The sequence below is a fragment of the Pseudomonas sp. BIGb0558 genome (assembly GCF_024807515.1).
Taxonomy (GTDB): Bacteria; Pseudomonadota; Gammaproteobacteria; order Pseudomonadales; family Pseudomonadaceae; genus Aquipseudomonas; species Aquipseudomonas yamanorum_A.
This window is the reverse complement of sequence record NZ_JANUEW010000063.1, coordinates 1-24,830: the sequence shown is the minus strand read 5'-3', so window position 1 is coordinate 24,830 and position 24,830 is coordinate 1. Positions and strand designations below refer to the sequence as shown.

At 65.7% G+C, this 24,830-nt stretch carries 2 protein-coding genes; both read left to right on the top strand.

What is annotated here, in order from left to right:
- Nucleotides 1-355: 355 nt before the first annotated feature.
- Complete coding sequence (locus tag M2400_RS32245) at nt 356-13,279, top strand: non-ribosomal peptide synthetase (protein ID WP_259201099.1); 12,924 nt, start codon at nt 356-358, stop codon at nt 13,277-13,279.
- Nucleotides 13,276-24,699, top strand: a complete 11,424-nt coding sequence (locus M2400_RS32240; RefSeq protein ID WP_259201097.1) for a non-ribosomal peptide synthetase — start codon at nt 13,276-13,278, stop codon at nt 24,697-24,699. Before M2400_RS32245 ends, M2400_RS32240 begins: the two co-directional genes overlap by 4 nt.
- The last annotated feature ends 131 nt before the right edge of the window (nt 24,700-24,830 follow it).

Here is a 24,830-nt window from a genome sequence, read left to right as displayed (position 1 = left end):
ACCGAGCATTAGCGAGGTGCCGAGTGGTGGGGCAAGAGCGTTTTGCTTACTTTTGCGCTTTTCAAAAGTGAGCCGCTGTAAGAGCGGAACCAATATCAGACATCACCCAAATAACGGATATACCCCCCATCCAAGCCCCTCCAATAAATACGAAAGTCCCCCCCGCCAACCCGTTTGTCCCCGCTTCCCATGTCACCCCCGCCCCCCCGAATCCTCTAATTTCCCAACCCTGCGGGACGCCTCCCGGCCCACGACCGCGCCCGCGCTTTAAACCGGGCCTCCCAGGCACTTACGCGACAGCTGAAAACGGACTTTCTCCTCAACCGTATCCGACTCAAAAAAGCAGGTTACCCCCATGCAGTTCAGCAAATTATTGGCAGCTCTTTCCACCCACCCGATCCGCCTGCAAATGGAAGAAGGCGACCTGATCATCCTGGGTGACGACGACGCGCTGGATGACGCCCTATGGGACCAACTGATCGCCCACAAACCCCAACTGCTCGACCTCGTCGCCCAACACGGCGGCGACTGGCTCAGCCCGGCCTACCGCATCACCCCGGCCATGCTGCCCCTGGTCAACCTCGACCAACCCGCCATCGACCGCATCGTCGCCAGCATCCCCGGCGGCGCGGCGAATGTGCAGGATATCTACCCCCTGGCCCCGCTCCAGGAAGGCATGCTCTATCATCACTTGTCAGCGCACCAGGGCGACCCCTACGTGCTCCACGCGCAGTTCGTGTTCGACAGCCGCGCCCGTCTGGAAACCTTCGCCCAGGCCCTGCAATGGGTCATCGATCGTCACGATATCCTGCGCACCTCCATGGCTTGGGAACGCCTCGACGAACCTCTGCAAGTGGTCTGGCGCAAAGCCGCGCTGGCCTGCGAAGAAGCCCGTCTCGACGGCGACGTACTGACCCGGCTGCAAGCCCGCTACGACGCCCGCAACTACCGCATGGACCTCGGCCAGGCACCATTGCTGCGCCTGGTGTTCGCCGAAGACCCGCGCAACCAGCGGGTGGTCGCCATGCTGCTGTTCCACCACACCATCCTCGACCACACGGCCCTCGACGTGGTGCGCCGCGAGATCCAGCTGCACCTCGCCGGCCAGACCGAACAAGCCGGTGCACCGGTGCCGTTTCGCAACTACATCGCCCAGGTTCGCCACGGCGTCAGCGAGCAGGCACACGAAGCGTTTTTCCGCGAGATGCTCGCCGATATCGACGAACCCACCTTGCCGTTCGGCCTCCAGGATGTGCAGGGCGACGGCCATGGCGTCGATGAAACCCGCATCGCCGTCGACAGCGATCTAAGCCGCCGTTTAAGAGCCCAGGTAAGACCGTTGGGTGTCAGCCCCGCCAGCGTGATGCACCTGGCACTGGCCCAGGTGCTGGGCAAGGTCTCCGCTCGCGAAGTCGTGGTATTTGGCAGCGTAATGCTCGGGCGTATGGGCGCAGGCGAAGGCTCCGACCAGGCCCTGGGCATGTTCATCAATACCCTGCCGCTGCGGGTCGATGTGGGCGCGCAAAGTGTGCGTGACGGGGTGCAAACCACCCACAAGCGCCTGACGGAATTGCTCAACCACGAACACGCTTCCCTGGCCCTGGCCCAGCGTTGCAGCGGTGTGGCTGCACCCACGCCATTGTTCAGCGCGATCCTCAACTACCGCCACAGCGATGCCTCGGACACCCAGGCGGTGATCGACATTGCCGAAGGCATCCAGGTGCTGGGCACCGAAGAGCGCACCAATTACCCGCTGACCGTCAACGTCGATGACCTGGGCGAGGGCTTTGCCTTTACCGTGATGGTGGACGCTTCCATCGGCGCCGCGCGCATTGCCGAGTACCTGCACACCGCCCTGGAAAACCTGGTGCTGGCGCTGGAGCAAACGCCGGAGACGCCGCTGCACAACCTGGGCATCCTGCCCGGCGCCGAGCGCCAGCACCTGCTGCATGGCCTGAATGCCGATACCGGGCACTACGCCGATTCGGCCCTGATCCACGAGCAAGTCGAAGCCCATGCCGCCAGCCATCCCGATGCCGTCGCGCTACGGTTCGAGCATGAGCGCCTGAGCTACCGCGAGCTGAATGAACGCGCCAACCAGGTCGCCCATTGCCTGCTCAAGCAGGGCATTCGCCCCGATGACCGGGTGGCGATCTGTGTGGAGCGCGGCCTGGAAATGATCATTGGCCTGCTGGGCATTCTCAAGGCCGGCGCGGGTTATGTGCCGATCGATCCGGCCTACCCGCAGGAGCGCATCGCCTACACCCTGCAAGACAGCGCGCCGCAGGCGGTGCTGGTGCAGGACAACACGCGGCACCTGGTGGGCGACGTCACCTCGATTGACCTCAACCGCCTGCAGCACGAGCCCATCGTTAATCCCAACGTTGCGCTCAGCCCGTCGAGCCTTGCTTATGTGATCTACACCTCCGGTTCCACCGGGCTGCCCAAGGGCGTGATGATCGAACACCGCAACGTCGCACGGCTGTTCAGCGCCACCGAGCACTGGTTCAGGTTCAGCGCCAGTGACACCTGGGCGCTGTTCCACTCGTTTGCCTTCGACTTCTCCGTGTGGGAAATCTGGGGCGCGCTGATGCACGGCGGGCAGTTGCTGGTGGTGCCGCAACTGGTCAGCCGCTCCCCGGACGAGTGCTATGCGCTGCTGTGCGAAGCCGGTGTGAGCATCCTCAACCAGACGCCGAGCGCGTTCCGCCAGTTGATCGCGGCACAGGGCCGTAGCCAGCAGCTGCATTCCCTGCGCCAGGTGATCTTCGGCGGCGAAGCCCTGGAGCCCGGGATTCTCAAGCCGTGGTACGCCCGGGTGACCAACGCCGGTACTCGCCTGGTCAACATGTACGGCATCACTGAAACCACCGTGCACGTGACCTACCGTGCGCTGGAGGCGGCGGACGCACAGCGGGTGGGCGTCAGCCCGATTGGCGTGCGCATTCCCGACCTGCAACTGTATGTGCTGGACGCCCGCCGCGAGCCGGTGCCGCTGGGTGTGGTGGGGGAGTTGTACGTCGGCGGGGCCGGCGTGGCGCGGGGGTATCTCAACCGCGATGAGCTGACCGCCGAACGCTTTCTGACGGACCCGGCGACCGGCCAGCGCCTGTACAAGACCGGTGACCTCGGGCGCTTGCTGGCCGACGGCAGCGTCGAATACCTGGGGCGCAACGACGACCAGGTAAAGATCCGCGGCTTCCGGATCGAACTGGGGGAAATCGAAGCGCGCCTGGCCACCTGCGAAGGCGTGCGCGAAACCGTGGTGATTGCCCGCGAAGACGAGCCGGGCGACAAGCGCCTGGTGGCCTACGTGATCGCCCGGCAGGGCCAGGCGCCCACGGCTGCCGAGTTGCGTGATCATCTGCTGCTGTCCCTGGCCGAGTACATGGTGCCCAGCGCCTTTGTGCTGCTGGACAGGTTCCCGCTCACCACCAACGGCAAGCTCGACCGCAAGGCCTTGCCGGCACCCGACACCGAGGCCCTGGCCCGCCGTGGCTATGAAGCGCCAAAAGGCGCAGTTGAAACCGCGATCGCCGATCTCTGGCAAGACCTGCTGAAGGTCGAGCGGGTCGGGCGCCAGGACAACTTCTTCGAGCTGGGCGGCCATTCCCTGCTGGCGGTCAAGCTGATCGAGCGCATGCGCCAGCTGGAACTGAGCGCCGATGTGCGGGTGCTGTTCGGCCAGCCGACATTGGCCGCGCTGGCCGCGGCGGTGGGCGGGCAGCATGAGGTGCAGGTCCCGCCCAACCTGATCAGCGCAGCGACCCAACGCATCACACCGGACATGCTGCCGCTGGTGGAACTGGACCAACCGGCCATCGACCATATCCTCGCCAGCGTCCCCGGCGGTATCGCCAACGTGCAGGACATCTACGGCCTGGCCCCGTTACAGGCCGGCATTCTCTACCATCACCTGGCGACCACCGAAGGCGATCCCTACGTGTTGCAGGTGCAGTTCAGCTTCAGCGGCCATGAGCCGGTCGAGGCGTTTATCCGTGCGCTGCAAAGCGTGATCGAGCGCAATGACATCCTGCGCACCGGCATGGTCTGGGAAGGCCTGGACGAGCCGGTGCAGGTGGTCTTGCGCCAGGCGCTGCTGGTGGTGGAGCAGATTGAGGTCGACTCTGCCAGCGATGTGCTGGCGCAACTGCAAGCGCGCTTTGACCCACGCCACTATCGCCTCGACCTGTCCCGTGCCTCGCTGATGCGTTTTGCCTACGCCGAGGATCAGGGCCGCCATGTCGGCATCCTGCTGTTGCACCACATCCTGCTGGACCACACCGCGCTGCAGGTGCTGGTGGAAGAAATGAGCGCCAGCCTTGCGGGCGAGACCGGGTTGCTGCCCGACGCCGTGCAGTACCGCAACTACGTGGCCCAGGCACGCCTTGGTGTGAGCGCCGCGCAGCATGAAGCGTTCTTCAGCGAGATGCTCGGCGACATCGACGAGCCGACCCTGGCCTTCGGCTTGCACGACGTGAATCGTGACGGCAGCGGCGTGCGTGAAGCGCACTTGCCGCTGGACCCGGCCCTCAGCCTGGGCCTGCGGGAGCAGGCGCGGCAGTTGGGGGTGAGCGCCGCCAGCCTGGTGCATCTGGCATGGGCGCAAGTGCTCGGCCAGGTGTCGGGCCAGGACGACGTGGTATTCGGCACGGTATTGCTGGGCCGCATGCAAGGCGGCGAGGGCGCCGACCGGGCGCTGGGGATGTTCATCAACACCTTGCCGCTGCGGGTCAGCGTCGGCGCCGTCGGCGTGCAGGCCGGCGTACGCGCCACCCATGCGCGGCTGGCGCAATTGCTCGGGCATGAACATGCATCGCTGTCCCTGGCCCAGCGTTGCAGCGGTGTGTCCGGTGCGCTGCCGTTGTTCAGCACCTTGCTCAACTACCGCCACAGTGCCCCGGGTGAGGCGCCGGGCGCCAGTCCGTTTGCCGACGCCGGGATCGAAATCCTCAGCTCCGAGGAACGCAGCAACTACCCGCTGGTGCTGAACGTCGATGACCTCGGCAGTGACTTTGCCCTGACCGTGCAAGGCGTGGCCGAAGTGGATGTGCAGCGCGTCGGCGCCTACATGCTCAGCGCCTTGCGCAACCTGGTGACGGCGCTGCAACAGGCACCGACTACCGCGCTGCATCACGTGTCGATCCTGCCCGCCGTCGAGCGGCAGCAGTTGCTGGTGGACTTCAACGCCACCGCCCGCGACTACCCGGCGGGGAGCACTGTTCACGGGCTGTTCGAAGCCCAGGCCCTGGCCAGTCCGGAAGCGGTGGCGGTGGTGCATGGCGATGCCTCGCTGAGTTATCGCGAGCTCAACCTGCGGGCCAATCGCCTGGCTCATTACTTGATCGATCAAGGGGTAAAACCCGGCGACAGCGTGGTCATCGCGTTGCCGCGCTCCATCGATCTGCTGGTCAGCCAGCTGGCAATCCTCAAGTGCGCGGCGGTCTACGTGCCGCTGGACGTCAACGCGCCGGACGAGCGCCAGGGGTTCATGGTGCAGGACAGCCACGCCACGCAGGTGCTGAATGACCTCCATGGGCTGAACCTGGACCAACAGCCGACCCACAACCCGAACCTGCCCCAGTCCGCCGAAAGCGTGGCGTACATCATGTACACCTCGGGCTCCACCGGCGCCCCGAAGGGCGTGCAGGTGCCACACCGCGCCGTGACCCGGTTGGTGATCAACAACGGCTACGCCGACTTCAATCACCGTGACCGGGTGGCCTTCGCCTCGAACCCGGCGTTCGACGCGAGCACCCTGGATGTGTGGGCGCCGCTGCTCAATGGCGGCTGCGTGGTGGTGGTAGAGCACGCCACGCTGCTGTCCCAGGCCGCGTTCGCCGCGCTGTTGCAGGAGCAATCCGTCAGCGTGTTGTGGATGACCGCCGGGCTGTTCCATCAGTATGCCGACGGGTTGATGCCGATGTTCCGCCAGTTGCGCTACCTGATCGTCGGCGGCGATGTGCTCGACCCGCAGGTGATCGGCCGGGTGCTGGAGCACGGCGCGCCGCAACATCTGCTGAATGGTTATGGCCCCACCGAAGCCACCACGTTTTCCACCACCTTCGAGATCAAGGCGCTGGGCGAGGGCGGTATTCCCATTGGCCGGCCTATCGGCAACAGCCGTGCCTACGTATTGGATGCGCGGCAGCAGCCGGTGCCGCTGGGCGTGGTCGGCGAGCTGTATATCGGTGGTGCGGGCGTGGCCAAGGGTTACCTGAACCAGCCGCAACTGACCGCCGAGAAATTTATCGTCGACCCTTTCGGCGATGGCCTGCTGTACCGCACCGGCGACCTGGCGAGTTGGCAGGCGGACGGTACCTTGCTGTACCAGGGCCGCAATGACCATCAACTGAAAATCCGTGGTTTCCGGATCGAACCCGGTGAAATCGAAAGCAGCCTGGCCAGCTATGCCGGCGTGAGAGACACCGTGGTGCTGGCCCGTGAAGACGAGCCCGGCGACAAACGCCTGGTGGCTTACTACACCGCCCAGGCGCCATTGAGCATTGAAGCGTTGCGGGCACATCTGCAAAGCCGCCTGCCGGACTACATGGTGCCGTCGGCCTATGTCTGGCTGGAGCTGTTGCCGCTGACCGCCAACGGCAAGCTGGACCGCAAGGGCTTGCCGGCGCCGGATCAGGCGTCGCTGCTCAGCCGTGGTTTCGAGGCGCCCGAGGGCGAGGTGGAAACGCTGCTGGCGCAGATCTGGCAGGACGTATTGAAGGTCGAGCGGGTCGGGCGGTTTGATCACTTCTTCGAACTCGGCGGTCATTCCCTGCTGGCGGTAAGCCTGATCGAGCGCATGCGCCAGGCCGGCCTGAGCGCCGATGTGCGGGTGCTGTTCAACCAGCCAAGCCTGGCGGCACTGGCGGCGGCGGTGGGCAGTGGCCGGGAAATCGTGGTGCCGGCCAACGGCATTGCGCCGGGCTGCGAGCGCATCACGCCGTCGATGCTGACCCTGGTCACGCTCGACCAGCCGGCCATCGAGCGCATTGTGGCCACGGTGCCGGGCGGCGCGGCCAATGTGCAGGATATCTACCCGCTGGCGCCATTGCAGGAAGGCATTCTTTACCACCATATCAGTGCCGAGCAGGGCGACCCGTACCTGCTGCAATCGCGCATGGCGTTTGACAGCATCGAGCGTTTGCAGGCCTTTATGGGCGCGCTGCAAAAGGTCGTGGCGCGCCACGATATCCTGCGCACCAGTGTGGTATGGGAAGGCCTGGACAGCCCGGTGCAAGTGGTCTGGCGGCATGCGGAGCTGGTGGTGCAGAACGTTGCCCTGGACCCGGCCGATGGCGACGTGATCGAGCAACTGCACGCGCGCTTCGATGCCCGTCACTACCGGCTGGACATCACCCAGGCGCCGCTGCTGCGCATGGTCTATGCGCAAGACCCGGCCAACCAGCGCGTCGCCGCGATCCTGCTGTTCCATCACCTGGCGCTGGACCACACCGCCATGGAAGTGGTGGGCCAGGAGATGCGTGCGTTCCTGTTCAATCAGGCGGATGAGTTGCCGGTTGCGGCACCGTTTCGTACCTACGTGGCCCAGGCCCGCCTGGGCGTGAGTGCCCAGGAGCACGAGCAGTTCTTCCGTGACATGCTCGCCGATGTCGACGAGCCCACGCTGCCCTTTGGCGTGCAGGATGTGCAGGGCGATGGCCGGGATATCGAAGAGGCCGAATTGCCGGTGGACGCGGCATTGGCGCTGCGGATTCGCGAGCAGGCCCGGCAACTGGGCGTCAGCGCTGCGAGCCTGATGCACCTGGCGTGGGCCCAGGTACTCGGGCTGGTGTCGGGCCGTCAGGACGTGGTGTTCGGCACTGTATTGATGGGCCGCATGCAGGCCGGCGAGGGCGCCGACCGGGCATTGGGGATGTTCATCAACACCTTGCCGTTGCGGGTCGACGTGGGCACCAGCGCAGTACGCGCCGGGGTCAAGGCGACTCACGCCCGGCTCAGCGCGCTGCTCGGCCATGAACATGCGTCCCTGGCACTGGCCCAGCGTTGCAGTGGCGTGCCGACGTCGATGCCGTTGTTCAGCGCCTTGCTCAACTACCGCCACAGCACCCCGGGTGAAATGGCCCGCGACGGGCATGGCATCTGGGAAGGTGTGCAGTTGCTCGGTGGCGAAGAGCGCAGCAACTACCCGCTGACCTTGAGCGTGGACGACCTGGGAGCAGGCTTCGGCCTGACGGTGCTGGCCCTGGAATCCATCGGTGCGCAGCGCCTGTGCGACTACATGCACAGCGCCCTGGCGCAACTGGTGGACGCCCTTGAGCAAACACCGGAATTGTCGCTGAACCAGCTGCCGATCCTGCCCGCTCCAGAACGCGAAAAACTGCTGCGCACTTTCAACACTACCGGCCGCGACTACCCGCAAGGGCAAACCCTGCACGGTGCCTTCGAAGCCCAGGCCGGGCGCCAGCCCGAAGGGATTGCCGTGGTTCAGGACGGCCAGCCGCTGACCTACCAGGCACTCAACCACCGCGCCAATCAGTTGGCCCATCACCTGCTGGCCTTGGGCGTGCAGCCCGACGACCGCGTGGTGATCTGCTGCCGACGTGGCCCACAGATGCTGGCGGGCCTGCTGGCGATTCTCAAGGCGGGCGCCGCCTATGTGCCCGTGGACCCGGCGTACCCGGCCGAGCGCATCGCCTACCTGCTGCAAGACAGCGCCCCGGTCGCGGTACTCGCCGAAGAAAGCACCCGTGCCGTGCTGGGTGATGTGGCCATCGTCGACCTGAATGGCGCTTACCCCGACGCGACCAATCCCCAGGTCGCCGGGCTGACCCCGGCTAACCTTGCCTACGTGATCTACACCTCCGGCTCCACCGGCCAGCCCAAAGGGGTGATGGTGGAACACCGCACCGTGGAAAACCTGGTGCACTGGCACTGCGAAGCCTTTGACCTGCAAGCCCGCAGCCACACCAGCAGCGTGGCCGGGTTCGGCTTTGATGCGATGGCCTGGGAAGTCTGGCCGGCGTTGTGCGGGGGCGCGACCTTGCACCTGCCACCGGCCCAGGTGGGCAATGAAAACATCGATGAACTGCTGGCGTGGTGGCTGGCCCAGCCGCTGGACGTGAGCTTCCTGCCCACCCCGGTGGCCGAGTACGCCTTCAGCCAGGACCTGGAACACCCAAGCCTGCGCACCTTGTTGATCGGCGGTGATCGCCTGCGCCAGTTCACTCACGAGCGACGTTTTGCCGTGATCAACAACTACGGCCCCACCGAAGCCACGGTGGTCGCCACCTCCGGGCGCGTGCACGCCGGCCGGCCACTGCATATCGGCAAGCCGATGGCCAATGCCACCGTGTACCTGCTGGATGCGCAGCAGCGCCCGGTGCCGGTGGGCGTGGCAGGCGAACTGTATGTGGGCGGCAGCGGCGTGGCCCGCGGGTATTTGAACCGTCCCGAGATGACCGCCGAACGCTTCCTGGATGACCCGTTCAACCCGGGCCGCATGTACCGCACCGGCGACCTGGCGCGCTGGCTGCCGGACGGCAATATCGAGTACCTGGGCCGTAATGACGACCAGGTAAAAGTCCGTGGCGTGCGCATCGAACTTGGGGAAATCGAAACCCGCCTGGCCGCCGTCGATGGCATCCAGGAGGCCGTGGTGCTGGTGCGCGACGGTCGATTGGTGGCCTGGTTCACCGAACACGCAGCGCTGGATATCGAGACCCTGCGCGCCGAACTGCACAGCCAATTGCCCGAGGCCATGGTGCCGGTGGCCTACGTGAAACTCGACAGCTGGCCCCTGACCGCCAACGGCAAGCTCGACCGCAAGGCCCTGCCGGCGCCGGACCAGGCCGCCATGCTCAGCCGCGAATACGAAGCACCGCGTGGAGAAGTCGAAACCACCCTGGCGCGGATCTGGGCCGAGGTGTTGCAGGTAGAACAAGTGGGCCGCCATGACCACTTCTTTGAACTGGGGGGCCATTCATTGCTGGCGGTGAGCTTGATCGAACGCATGCGCCAGGTCGGCCTCAGCGCCGATGTGCGGGTGTTGTTCAGCCAGCCGACATTGGCTGCACTGGCAGCGGCGGTGGGCAGTGGCCGGGAAGTGGTGGTGCCGGTCAACCGCATCCCTGCCGATTGCCAGCGCATCACGCCGTCGATGCTGTCGCTGGTGGAGCTGGATCAGCCAACCCTCGACCAGGTCGTCGCCAGCGTGCCCGGTGGCGCGGCCAATGTGCAGGACATCTACCCGCTGGCGCCGTTGCAGGAAGGGATTCTTTACCACTACATCACGGCGGAGCAGGGCGACCCGTACCTGCTGCAATCGCACCTGGCGTTCGATACCCAGGCGCGGCTGGAGAGTTTCGCCCAGGCCTTGCAACAGGTGATCAATCGCCACGACATCCTGCGCACCGGCGTAGTCTGGGAAGGCCTGGCGCAGCCGGTGCAGGTGGTGTGGCGCAAGGCGCAATTGCAGGTCGAAGCGTTGCACCTGGAGGGTGACGTACTGGCCGGCCTGCATCAGCGCTTCGACGCCCGACGCTACCGCCTGGACATTGCCCAGGCCCCGCTGATCCGTCTGATGTACGCCAATGACCCGGCCAATCAGCGTGTGGTGGCGGTGCTGCTGTATCACCATATCGTGCTGGACCACACCGCGTTCGACGTGGTGCTGCGGGAAATGCAGGGTTACCTGCTGGGCCACGCCGCACCGCAGGCCGCGCCGATGCCGTATCGCAACTACGTGGCCCAGGCGCGGCTGGGTGTCAGCGAGCAGGAGCACGAAGGCTTCTTCCGCGAGATGCTCGGCGATATCCATGAGCCGACGCTGCCCTTCGGCTTGCAGGATGTGCAGGGCGATGGTCGGGATATCGAAGAATTCACCCACCACCTGGACGCCGCCGTCAGCCGGCGCCTGCGGGCCCAGGCGCGCCTGCTGGGGGTGAGCACCGCGAGCCTGTTCCACCTGGCGTGGGGCCAGGTATTGGCGGTGACGTCGGGCAAGCCGAACGTGGTGTTTGGCACCGTGCTGGTGGGCCGGATGCAGGGCGGCGAGGGGGCGGATCGGGCCCTCGGCGTGTTCATCAATACCCTGCCATTGCGCCTGGATATCGAGGGGCAAAACGTGCGCGACAGCGTGCGCGGCACCCACGCCCGGCTCACCGCGTTGCTGGGGCATGAGCATGCGTCCCTGGCCCTGGCCCAGCGTTGCAGCGGGGTGGCGGCGCCGTTGCCGCTGTTCAGCTCGATGCTCAACTACCGTCACCGTGGCGGCGCCACCCGCTCACAGGACGCGCAACACGCCTGGGAAGGCATGCAGACCCTGACCAACGACGGGCGCACCAACTACCCGTTGACCCTGAACGTCGATGACCTGGGGGACGGTTATGACTTCACCGCGCTGACCCTGGCGCAGGTGGGCGCACAGCGGGTCTGCGGTTATATGCAGACGGCGTTGACCCAACTGGTGGATGCCCTGGAACACGCGCCGCACCAGGCTCTTGATCGCCTGCCGATCCTGGGGGATGCAGAGCGCAAGCAACTGCTGTTTGACTTCAACGCCACTGAGGTGGATTACGACCTGGCGCAGACCCTGCACGGCATGTTCGAAGCCCAGGTCGAGCGCACCCCCGATGCGTTGGCGGTGAAGGCGGGCGAGCAACGCCTGACCTACGCCGAGCTGAACCAGCGGGCCAACCAGTTGGCCCATCACCTGCGCGGGCTCGGTGTGCAGCCGGATTCGCGGGTGGCGATCTGCGTCGAGCGCGGCCTGGAGATGGTCATCGGCCTGTTCGCGATCCTCAAGGCCGGCGGCGGTTATGTGCCGCTGGACCCGGCCTACCCGCTGGAGCGCCTGGCCTACATGCTGCAAGACAGCGCGCCGGCAGCGGTGCTGGTGCAGGGCGAAACCCGTTCGCTGTTGGGCAATGTGACGGTGCCGGTGGTGGATCTTGACCGGAACACCTGGCAGCACCTGCCAGCGGCTAACCCACAGGTCGAAGGACTGACCCCGCAGCACCAGGCTTATGTGATCTACACCTCCGGCTCCACCGGCCAGCCCAAGGGCGTGATCAACGAGCACGCCGGCGTGGTCAACCGCCTGCTGTGGATGCAGGACGCCTACGGCCTGAACGCCACTGACGCGGTCCTGCAGAAAACCCCGTTCAGCTTCGACGTGTCGGTGTGGGAGTTCTTCTGGCCGCTGTTCACCGGGGCACGGTTGGTCATGGCGCGCCCCGGCGGGCACAAGGATCCGGCTTACCTGTGCGAAGTGATCGAGGCGCAACAGATCACCACCTTGCACTTCGTGCCGTCGATGCTCGATGTATTCCTGGCCCATGGCGATGTCAGCCAGAGCGCCGGGCTGCTGCGGGTAATGTGCAGCGGTGAAGCCTTGCCTGGCAGCCTGGTGCGGCGCTTCAAACAGCAGTTGCCCGGCATCGGCCTGTACAACCTCTACGGCCCGACGGAAGCGGCGGTGGACGTGACCGCCTGGAACTGCGCCAGGCCCGAGGTGCCGGACAACACCCCGATCGGCAAGCCGATTGCCAACACCCGCATGTACCTGCTGGACGCGCGGTTGCAGCCGGTGCCGCTGGGGGTGGTGGGCGAGCTGTTTATCGCCGGTGTGCAAGTCGCTCGCGGCTACCTGCATCGTCCTGAACTGACCGCCGAGCGCTTCCTCAAGGACCCGTTCCATGCCGGCCGGATGTACCGCACCGGTGACGTCGGGCGCTACCTGCCCGACGGCAATATCGAGTACCTGGGCCGCAACGACGACCAGGTGAAAATCCGTGGCCTGCGTATCGAGCTGGGGGAAATCCAGGCGCGCCTGACCGAATACCCGCAGATCAAGGAAGCGGCGGTGTTGGCCCGGGATGAGCGGCTGGTGGCGTACTACACCGGCGTGCAGGCCGATATCGAACAGCTGCGGGCGCACCTGCTGGCGCGCTTGCCGGACTACATGGTGCCCGCCGTGTTCGTGCACCTGCACGCCTGGCCCCTGAGCCCCAATGGCAAGCTGGACCGCAAGGCCCTGCCGGCGCCGGGTGTGGAGTCGCTGATCGTGCGCGAGTACGAAGCCCCGCTGGGCGACACCGAAATTACCCTGGCGCGGCTGTGGGCCGAGTTGCTGAAGGTGGAGCGGGTAGGGCGACACGACAACTTTTTTGAACTGGGCGGGCACTCGTTGCTGGCCGTCAGTTTGATTGGACGCTTGCGTCAGGAAGGCATGGAAGCCGATGTGCGGGGCCTGTTCGAACAACCGACCCTGGCCGGCTACGCCGCAATTACCGAACGAATGGAGATCGTCCTGTGAGCATCATCGAACTGTTGGCGACACTCAAGGCCAAGGACGTGCAACTGGCGCTCAAGGGCGATCAGCTGTCGGTGCAAGGCAACAAACAGGCCCTGAGCGACACGGCATTGGTGGCCTCGCTGCGCGAACACAAGCCGGCGCTGATCGAGCTGATCAAGGCCGGGGATTACTCGGCGACCAAGGCGGGTGAGGTGCAGGTGCCAGCCAATGGCATTGCGCCGGGCGCTACCTTCATCACCCCGCAGATGCTGACCCTGTCGAACCTCAGCCAGGCGTCCATCGACCGCATCCTCGAGACCGTCGAGGGTGGCGTCGCCAATGTGCAGGACATCTACCCGCTGGCGCCGTTGCAGGAGGGCATCCTCTACCACCATGTGAGTGCCGAACACGGCGACCCGTACATCATGCAGTCGCTGTTTGCCTTCGACAGCCTCGAGCGTTTCGAGGGGTTTGCCCAGGCCCTGCAACAGGTGATCGACCGCCACGATATCCTGCGTACCGGGGTGGTGTGGGAAGGCCTGGAAGAACCGTCGCAAGTGGTCTGGCGCACGGCGCGCCTGCCGGTGCAGGCGATTGAGCTGGACCCGGCCGACGGTGATATCGCGGCCCAGTTGCACCGACTGTTCGATGGCCGTCATTACCGCATGGACGTGACCCAGGCACCGCTGCTGCGGCTGGTGCGCGCCCGGGATGAAGCCGGCCAGCGCGTGGTGGCGATGCTGTTGTTCCACCACATGGCCCTGGACCACAGCGCTTTGGAAGTGGTGTGCCACGAGATGCAGGCCTGCCTGCTGGGCAAGGCCGAGCGGTTGGGCCAGGCCGTGCCGTTTCGCAACTACGTCGCGCAGGCGCGGCTGGGCATCAGCGAGCAGGAACACGAAGGTTTCTTCCGCCAGATGCTCGGCGACATCAGCGAACCCACCTTGCCCTACGGCTTGCAGGATGTGCAGGGTGACGGCGACAACATCGAAGAAATCAGCCTGGCGCTGGCCCCGCAACTGAGCCGGCGTCTGCGCGCCCAGGCCCGGCAGTTGGGCGTGAGTGCCGCGAGCCTGTTCCATATGGGCTGGGCCCAGGTGCTGGGCGTGCTGGCGGGCAAGCAACAGGTGGTGTTCGGCACGGTGCTGATGGGCCGCATGCAGGGCAGCCACGACACCGACCGTGCGTTGGGGATCTTTATCAACACCTTGCCGTTCCGGGTGGATGTGGGCGCCGAAGACGTACGCGCCGGGGTCAAGGCCACCCATGCCCGGCTCACCACCTTGCTGCGCCACGAACATGCGCCGCTGGCTCTGGCCCAGCGGTGCAGCGGCGTGGTGGCGCCGACACCGCTGTTCAGCGCGCTGCTCAACTACCGCCACAGCGCCGGCAGCGCGAGTGCCGAGGCGGCATCGGCCTGGCAGGGTATTCAGGCGTTGCGTTCCGAGGAACGCACCAACTACCCGTTGACCCTGAGCGTCGACGATCTGGGCGAGGACTTCAGCCTGAGCCTGTTGGCCAGTGCCCAGGTGGATCCGCAGCGGGTGTGCAGCTATCTGCAAACCGCCCTGGAAAACCTGGTGCAGGCGCTGGAACAGGCACCCGAAACACCCTTGAATCGTTTGTCGGTGCTGCCCGAGGCGGAGCAGCGCCATCTGCTGAAGCAGTTCAACGCCACTGCGGCCGACTTCCCCCAAGGCACCACCCTGCACGGGCGTATCGAAGCGCAAACCCTGCTGACCCCGGACGCGGTGGCGGCGGTGTATCAAGGCCGCCAACTGACCTACGCCGAATTGAATCAGCAAGCCAACCTGCTGGCCCACCACCTGCTGGCGCTGGGGGTAAAACCCGACGACCGCGTGGCCATCGTGGCCCGGCGCGGGCTGGACACCCTGGCCGGGTTGCTGGCGATCCTCAAGTCCGGCGCCTGCTATGTACCGGTGGACCCGTCGCACCCCGCCGAGCGCCTGAGCTACCTGCTCAGCGACAGCGCCCCGGTTGCAGTCCTGACCCAGCACGCACTGCTGGAACGCCTGCCCGCGCTCGACGTGCCGGTGATCAACCTCGACCGTTTTACCTGGCATCACCATTCGGCCAGCAACCCGCACGTCGCCGTCACACCGTCCAACCTGGCCTACGTGATCTACACCTCCGGCTCCACCGGCCTGCCCAAGGGCGTAATGGTGGAGCACCACACCGTGGCCAACCTGGTGGACTGGCATTGCCGCGCATTTGACCTGTGCGCCGGCCGGCATACCGCCAGCGTGGCCGGGTTCGGCTTTGACGCGATGGCCTGGGAGGTCTGGCCGGCCCTTTGCGTGGGCGCGACCTTGCACCTGCCGCCGGCCCACGACGGCGGGGAAGACATCGACGCGCTGCTGGACTGGTGGCGCGCGCAACCGCTGGACGTGTGTTTCCTGCCCACGCCGGTGGCCGAGTATGCGTTCAGCCAGAACATCGAACACCCGACCCTGCGCACCCTGCTGATTGGCGGCGACCGCCTGCGCCAGTTCACCCGGGCCCAGCGTTTCGAGGTGATCAACAACTACGGGCCCACCGAAGCCACGGTGGTCGCCACCTCCGGCCGGAACGAACCCGGGCAGCCGTTGCACATCGGCAAACCCATCGCCAATGCCACGGTTTACCTGCTGGACGAACAGCAACGCCCGGTGCCGTTGGGCGTTGCCGGTGAACTGTATGTGGGCGGCAAGGGCGTGGCGCGGGGGTATCTCAACCGCCCGGAAATGACCGCTGAGCGCTTTCTGGATGACCCGTTCAACCCGGGCCGTATGTACCGCACCGGCGACCTGGCGCGCTGGTTGCCGGACGGGAATATCGAGTACCTGGGGCGCAACGACGACCAGGTAAAAATCCGTGGCGTGCGTATCGAACTGGGGGAAATCGAAACCCGCCTCAACCAGCTTCCGAGTCTCCAGGAAGTGGTGGTGCTGGCCCGTGAAGACCAGCCGGGCCAGCCACGGTTGGTAGCCTACTTCACCGAAAACCCGCAGTTCGATGCCCTTGAAGTGGGCGAGATTCGTGCGCATCTGGTGGCGCATCTGCCGGATTACATGGTGCCGGTGGCCTACGTAAAACTGGATGCGTTGCCCCTGACCGCCAACGGAAAGCTGGACCGCAAGGCCCTGCCAAAACCGGACCTGGCCGCGGTATTCACCCGCGAATACGAGGCGCCCCACGGCGATATTGAAAGCGTGCTCGCGCAGATCTGGGCCGAGGTGCTGCACGTGGAGCGCGTCGGGCGCCAGGACCATTTCTTCGAGCTGGGCGGGCATTCGTTGCTGGCGATGCGCATGGTGTCTCAAGTGCGCCAGCAACTGGGGGTCGACCTGGCGCTGGGTGAGCTGTTCGCCAATGCCGAACTGGCGGCGGTGGCGCAAGTGCTGGCCCAGGCGGGACGCAGCACGTTGCCGGATATCCTGCCGGCGGCACGGGACGCAGATTTGCCGCTGTCGTTTGCCCAGCAACGCCTGTGGTTCCTGGCGCTGATGGAAGGGGCCAACACGGCCTACAACATTCCGATCGGCCTGCGCCTGCGCGGACAGTTGCACGTCGAGGCGCTGCAACGGGCCCTGGCGCGGATTGTGGCGCGGCATGAGACCTTGCGTAGCCGTTTCGCCCAGCAGGACGACGACGCCCACGTGCTGATCGTGCCGCCTGAAGAGGTGATGCCCCTGCAAGTGCAGGACCTGCGTCGCCACCCCGAAGCACAGCAAGTGCTGCACGCGCTGATCCAGGGCGAAGCCTCGGCACCCTTTGACCTGCAACGCGGCCCGCTGCTGCGTGGGCGCCTGGTGATCATGGCCGACGATCATCACGTATTGCTGCTGACCCTTCACCACATCGTGTCCGATGGCTGGTCCATGGGCGTGCTGACCCGCGAGTTGATGGCGCTGTATCAGGCCTTCAGTCGCGCAGAGGCTGACCCACTGCCGCCATTGCCGATCCAGTACAGCGACTTCGCCGTCTGGCAGCGCCTGTGGCTCAGCGGCGACGTGCTGCATCGCCAGAGCAGCTACTGGCAGCAAACCCTGGCGGGCGCGCCGGCCTTGCTGATGCTGCCCACCGACCGTCCGCGCCCGGCCCAGCAGGACTACGCCGGCAGCAGCGTCGAGGTGCGCCTGGATGAGCGCCTGACCGCCGGGCTCAAAGCCTTGAGCCAACGCCATGGCACCACCCTGTACATGGTGATGATGACCGCGTGGGCTTCGTTGCTGGCGCGGTTGGCCGGGCAGGAGGAAGTGGTGATCGGCTCGCCGGTCGCCAACCGCCAGCGGGCCGAGGTGGAAGGCTTGATCGGGTTGTTCGTCAACACCCTGGCGGTGCGCATTGATACCTCGGGCGCGCCGAGCGCCGAGGCGCTGCTGGCGCGGGTCAAGGAGCTGACCCTGGACGCCCAGGCCCATCAGGACCTGCCGTTTGAACAGGTGGTGGAAATCACCCGGCCGCTGCGCAGCCTGGCCCACAGCCCGCTGTTCCAGACGATGCTGACCTGGCAGGACAGCAACGCGCCGGTGCTGGCCCTTGGGGACTTGAGCCTTGAAGGGATTGTGGAGGACAGTCACTTTGCCAAGTTCGACCTGTCCCTGAACCTCGGCGAGGCCCGGGGCGAAATTCGCGGCACCCTGGAGTACGCGATTGCGTTGTTCGATGAGTCGACGATGCAGCGTTATGTCGGCTACTTCACCCGCGTGCTGCAAGCCATGGTCGTTAATGATCAGGCGGTGCTGGAGCACGCTGATTTGCTGGACGGCCAGGAGCGCGAGCACCTGCTGTTCGACTTCAACGACACCGCAGTCGATTACAACCTCGACCAGACACTCCACGGTATGTTCGAAGCCCAGGTTGAGCGTACGCCCGATGCAGTGGCGGTGAAGGCGGGCACACAGTGCCTGAGCTATCGCGAACTGAACCAGCGGGCCAATCAGTTGGCCCATCACCTGCGGCAGCTGGGCGTACCGCCGGATTCGCGGGTGGCGATCTGCGTCGAGCGTGGCCTGGAGATGGTTGTCGGGCTGTTCGCGATCCTTAAGGCGGGCGGTGGTTATGTGCCGCTGGACCCGGCGTACCCGCTGGAGCGTATCGCCTACATGCTCAAGGACAGCGCGCCGGCGGCGGTGCTGGTACAGGGCGAAACCCGTGCGTTACTGGGCGAGGTAAAGGTGTCGGTGGTGGATCTGGACCAGAACACCTGGCAGCACCTGCCGACGTCCAATCCGCAGGTCCGTGGATTGACCCCGCAGCACCAGGCCTACGTGATCTACACCTCCGGCTCCACCGGCCAACCGAAGGGCGTGATCAACGAACACGCGGGCGTGGTCAACCGCCTGTTGTGGATGCAGGACGAGTACGGGCTTGATACTCAGGACACGGTGTTGCAGAAAACCCCGTTCAGCTTCGACGTGTCGGTGTGGGAGTTTTTCTGGCCGCTGTTCACCGGCGCCCGCTTGGTGATGGCGCGTCCTGGCGGGCACAAGGACCCGGTTTACCTGTGCGAGGTGATCGAGGCGGAGCAGATCACCACCTTGCACTTTGTGCCGTCGATGCTCGACGTGTTCCTGGCTCACGGTGATGTCAGCCAGAGCGCCGGGCTGGTGCGGGTGATGTGCAGCGGCGAAGCCTTGCCCGGCAGCCTGGTGCGCCGCTTCAAACAACAGCTTCCCGGCATCGGCTTGTACAACCTCTATGGCCCCACCGAGGCAGCGGTGGACGTGACGGCGTGGGATTGCGCCGGGCCGGTCACCCCGGACAACACGCCGATTGGCAAGCCGATCGCCAACACCCGCATGTACCTGCTGGACGCGCAGTTGCAGCCGGTGCCATTGGGGGTGGTGGGCGAGCTGTTTATCGGTGGCGTGCAAGTCGCCCGGGGTTACTTGCACCGCCCTGAACTGACGGCCGAACGCTTCCTCAAGGACCCGTTCAGCACCGGCCGGATGTACCGCACGGGCGACGTCGGGCGTTACTTGCCCGACGGCACTATCGAGTACCTGGGCCGCAACGACGACCAGGTAAAAATCCGTGGCCTGCGCATTGAACTGGGGGAGATCCAGGCGCGACTGCTCCAGTTCCCGCAGCTCAGCGAAGCCGCGGTTATCGCCCGGGATTCACGGCTGGTGGCTTACTACACCGGCGTGCCGGCCGAGATCGATGCTCTGCGCAGCCATCTGCTGGAACACCTGCCGGACTACATGGTGCCGACGACCTTCATGCACCTGGACGCCTTGCCCCTGAGCCCCAACGGCAAGCTCGACCGCAAGGCCCTGCCGGCGCCGGGCCTTGCGTCGGTGATCGCCCGGGAATATGTCGCGCCAGTGGGCGATATCGAAGTCACCCTGGCCGGCCTGTGGGCGGACTTGCTCAAAGTGGAGCGGGTGGGGCGGCATGACAATTTCTTCGAACTGGGCGGCCACTCTCTGCTGGCCGCCAGCCTGATCGGCCGCATGCGCCGGGCCGGACTGTCGGCGGATGTGAAGGTGTTGTTTGGCCAACCCACGCTGGCGGCGCTGGCCGCCGCCGTGGGCGGTGGCCGCGAGGTGGCGGTGCCGGCCAATGGCATTGCTGCGGATTGCACGCGAATCACCCCGGACATGCTCACGCTGCTGACCCTTGCACAACCTGCCATCGACCGTCTCGTCGCGACCATTCCCGGCGGCGCGGCCAATGTGCAGGACATCTACCCGCTGGCGCCGTTGCAGGCCGGGATCCTGTATCACCACCGCGCGGTGCAGCAGGGTGATGCGTACCTGTTGCAGGCGCAGTTCGCCTTTGCCAGCGTCGAGCGCCTTGAAGCGTTCGCCCAGGCCTTGCAGGCGGTGATCGAGCGGCATGACATCCTGCGTTCGTCGATGCACTGGGATGGGCTGGAAGAACCGGTGCAGGTGGTATGGCGCCAGGCCTCGCTGCAGGTCGAGGCGATTCAACTGACAGGCGATGTGCTGGAGCAATTGCAGACGCGCTTCCATGAGCATCGCCTGGACCTGGCCCAGGCACCGTTGATGCGCCTGGTGTACGCCGAGGACCCGGCCAACCAGCGAGTGGTTGCATTGTTGCTGTTCCATCACCTGGTGATGGACCACGTTGCGCTGGAAGTGCTGCAGCACGAGATGCAGGCCTGCCTGCTGGGCCGGCGCGAACAGTTGGGCGCGGCGGTGCCGTATCGCAACTATGTGGCCCAGACGCGGCTGGGAATGCGCGAGGAAGAGCACGAAGCGTTCTTCCGCGAGATGCTCGGTGAGGTCGATGAGCCGACGCCAGCCCTGAATGCACCGGGTGAAGCGCAGCAGGCGCGCCTGAACGTCGACCCGCTGTTGAACGGGCGCCTGCGCAGCCTGGCACGTCATCTTGGGGTGAGTGCGGCGAGCCTGATGCACCTGGCCTGGGCGCAGGTATTGGGCAAGGTCTGCGGCCGCGAGCAGGTGGTGTTCGGCACTGTGTTGCTGGGCCGGCTGCAAGGCGGTGAAGGCGCTGAACGTGCCTTGGGCGTGTTCATCAACACCTTGCCGCTGCGGGTCGACCTGGGGCAGCGCACGGTGCACGCGGCGCTGATGGCGACCCACGCCAGCCTGACCCGACTGCTCAGCCACGAGCATGCGCCTCTGGCCCTGGCCCAGCGTTGCAGCGGGCTGCCGGCCAATACGCCGCTGTTCAGCGTGCTGTTCAACTACCGTCACAGTGCGCCGCACGCTGGCGCAGTGGCCGAGGCCTGGCAGGGCATGCAAGTGCTCAAGGCCGAGGAACGCACCAACTTTGCGTTGTCCCTGAGTGTCGATGACCTGGGGGACGGGTTCAGCTTCGACGTGATGGGGCAGGGCGCGCCACGCCTCTGCGAGTACCTGCATATCGCCCTCGAACAGCTGGTGCAGGCCCTGGAACAGAATGCCGGGGGCGCCATCAGCCAACTGTCGATTCTGCCGGTGGCAGAGCGTGAAAAACTGCGGGTGGAGTTCAACGCCACCCAACGTGAATTCCCTCACGAACATACCGTGCAGCGCTTGTTCGAAGCCCAGGCCCTGGCGCGTCCGAACGCCATCGCCGTGGTGCACGGCGAACACACCCTGAGTTACGGCGCGCTGAACACCCGCGCCAACCAGTTGGCCCATCACCTGCGCACCCTGGGCGTGCAGCCCGGCGACCACGTAGCGATCCTGCTGCCACGCTCGATTGACCTGCTGCTCAGCCAGCTGGCGATCCTCAAATGCGCCGCCGCCTACGTGCCGCTGGACATCAACGCCCCGGCCGAACGCCAGGCCTTCATGGTGCAGGACAGCGGCGCGGTGTGGCTGTTGACCCACAGCAACGAATCCATCGATTACCCGGCCCGCCGGATCGACCTCGACACCCTGGCGCTGGACCCGCAACCGAGCCATAACCCCGACCTGTCCCAGTCCTCGGAGCGGGTGGCGTATATCATGTACACCTCCGGCTCCACCGGCACCCCCAAAGGCGTGCTGGTGCCACACCGGGGCATCACGCGGCTGGTGATCAATAACGGCTACGCCGATTTCAACGCCCATGACCGCGTGGCATTTGCCTCCAACCCGGCGTTCGACGCGAGCACCATGGACGTGTGGGGCCCCTTGCTCAACGGCGGCCAGGTGCTGGTGGTCGACCATGCCACCTTGCTCGACCCGGGGGCTTTTGGCCGGGTATTGAAGGCCGGCGGGGCGACGATCCTGTTCGTCACCACCGCGCTGTTCAACCAGTACGTGCAGTTGATTCCCGACGCGTTGGCCGGGCTGCGCATCCTGTTGTGCGGCGGCGAGCGGGCGGACCCGGCGGCGTTCCGCAGCCTGCTGGCCCAGGCACCGGCGCTGCGCCTGGTGCATTGCTACGGCCCGACGGAAACCACCACCTACGCCACCACGTATGAAGTGCAGGCCATCGCCATCGCCGCCGACGCCGAAAGCGTGCCGGTCGGCAAGCCGATTTCCAACACGCAGATCCATGTGCTGGATGCGCAGTTGCAGCCGGTGCCGCTGGGTGTGGTCGGGGAAATCTGCATTGGCGGGCACGGCGTGGCCAAGGGGTATTTGAACCGGCCTGAGCTGACGGCCGAAAAGTTTGTCGATAACCCGTTTGGCGAGGGTTTGCTGTACCGCACCGGCGACCTGGGACGCTGGTCGGCGGACGGGCTGCTGGAGTGCATCGGGCGCAATGACGACCAGGTGAAGATCCGTGGTTTCCGCATCGAGTTGGGCGAGATCGAAGCGCGCCTGGCGACCTGTGCCGGGATCAAGGATGTGGTGGTGCTGGCGCGGGAGGATGTGCCGGGGGACAAACGCCTGGTGGCGTACTACACCGGCGAGCCGCTGGCCATCGAGGTGTTGCGCAGCCATCTGCTGCAGCACCTGCCGGACTACATGGTGCCGTCGGCCTATGTGCCGCTGGAAAAAATGCCCCTGACCGCCAACGGCAAAGTCGACCGCAAGGCCCTGCCGGTGCCGGCGATGGAAGCGTTGGTGAGCCGCGTGTTCGAGGCCCCGGCGAATGAGCTGGAGCAGACCCTGGCGCGACTCTGGGCCGAGGTGTTGAGGTTGGAACAGGTCGGCCGGCATGACAGTTTCTTTGAACTGGGCGGGCATTCGTTGCTGGCGATCCGGCTGGTCAACCTGATGGAAGAGGCGGGGCTCGGGGTATCGCTGGCGGAGCTGTTCCAGCACGCCAGCGTGGCTTCGGTGGCTGCGATGCTCGGCCAGCGCACTGCGCGGGAGGACAACCGCTCGCTGATCACCGTGCGCGCCAGCGGCAGCCAGCCGCCGTTGTTCCTGGTGCATGAGTTCAGCGGCATGGACGTGTACTTCCCGGCGCTGGGCCGGCATCTGCCGGGTGACTACCCGATCTATGGCTTGCCCGGCGCGCCCCTCGGTGAGCCGCAATTGCAAACCATGGAAGGCCTCGCGGCGCGGCTGGTGAGGATTATTCGGTCGGTGCAGCCCCATGGGCCGTATCGCCTGGCGGGTTGGTCGTTTGGCGGGGTGCTGGCCTATGAAGTGGCGATGCAACTGCAGGGGCTGGACGAGCCGGTGGCGTTCCTCGGGCTGATCGACAGCTACGTGCCGCGCATGACCGACCAGGGCAAGGCGCGTTGGGCCGGTCCGGATGCCCTCAAGCGGCATCTGTTGTTGCAGTGCACGGCGTATTGGAAGGCACAGGGAGGTGTGGATGAGTTGGCGAGCCTGGAGCAACTGGACGCGCAGATTGGACAGCTGGACTTTGCTGGCTTGCTGCAACGCTGCCGCGATCGGCATTTGTTGTACGCGCAGATGGCGGCGGCAACGGACGCGGATCTCTTGAGTTTTATCGAGCGGGAAGTCGGGCACGGGCATGCGTTGGCGCATTACAGCCTGTTCCCGATGCCGCTGGCGGTGCACCTGTTCAGCGCTGCCGAGCGGCCGACGGAACTGTCGCGGCGCAGCCTGGATTTGGGCTGGGACAAGGCGCTGGCCGCAGGGCAATTGCGCCGCATTGAAGTGCCGGGGGATCACCAGAGCATGATGCAGGCGCCGCATATCCAGGCGCTGGGGCAGGCGTTGGGTGAAGCCCTGGCGCTGAGTGAGGCGCCGCGTGTGGCGGAGCATCAGCCGTTGTTGCGGATTCAGAGTGGCCGCGCCGGGCAGGCACCGATCTTTTGTGTGCCGGGTGCGGGGGACAGCGTGACCGGGTTTGTGGGGTTGACCGAGGCGTTGGGCCGGGACTGGCCGATCTTTGGCTTGCAGCCGCGCGGGCTGGATGGGGAGGTGGTGCCTCACAGTCAGGTCGAGGCGGCGGCGCGCTGTTATTTGCAGGCGCTGGAGTTGGAATGTCCTTCGGGGCCGGTGCATCTGGTGGGGCATTCGTTTGGTGGCTGGGTGGTGTTTGAGATGGCCGCGCGGTTGCAGGCCCAGGGGCGTGAGGTGGCTTCGTTGACGTTGATTGACAGCGAGGCGCCCGGGGGGAATGGGGTGGTGGGCAGGCCCTATACCACGACGGCGGCGTTGTTGCGGTTGGTGGAGTCGATGCAGATTGCGTCGGGTAAGTCGCTGGGTGTTGATGCGGTGGATTTTGCCGGGCGGGATGAAGTGGAGCAGCGGCGGTTGTTGCATGCGGGGATGGTGGGGGTTGGGTTGTTGCCTGTGCGGTCTTCGGCGGATGCCATGGATGGTCCGGCGCGGACGTATGCGTCGGCGTTGCGTACGGTTTATCGGCCGGTTTGGCGGTATGAGGGGGTGGTGCGGTTGGTGTTGGCGGAGGATCCGACCCTGGATGCGGCGGGGAATCAGCGGGAGCAGGGGGTGATGGTTGAGGGGTGGCGCCAGTGCGCCGGGTCGTTGGAGGTTTGGTATGGGCCGGGGAATCATTTTTCGTTGCTCAAGGCGCGGAATGTGTTGAGTTTGGCGGCTTGGTGGCGGGATGGGGTTGTGGCTGGGGAGCGGGTTTTGTGAGTGTACATATCCGTTGCTGCGGTAACGGCGGCTTATGGTTCCGCTCTTACAGCGGGTCACTTTTGGCAAACGCCCCAAAAGTAACCAAAAGGTCTTTGCCCCACCACTCGGTGCCTCGCTTAGGCTCGGCA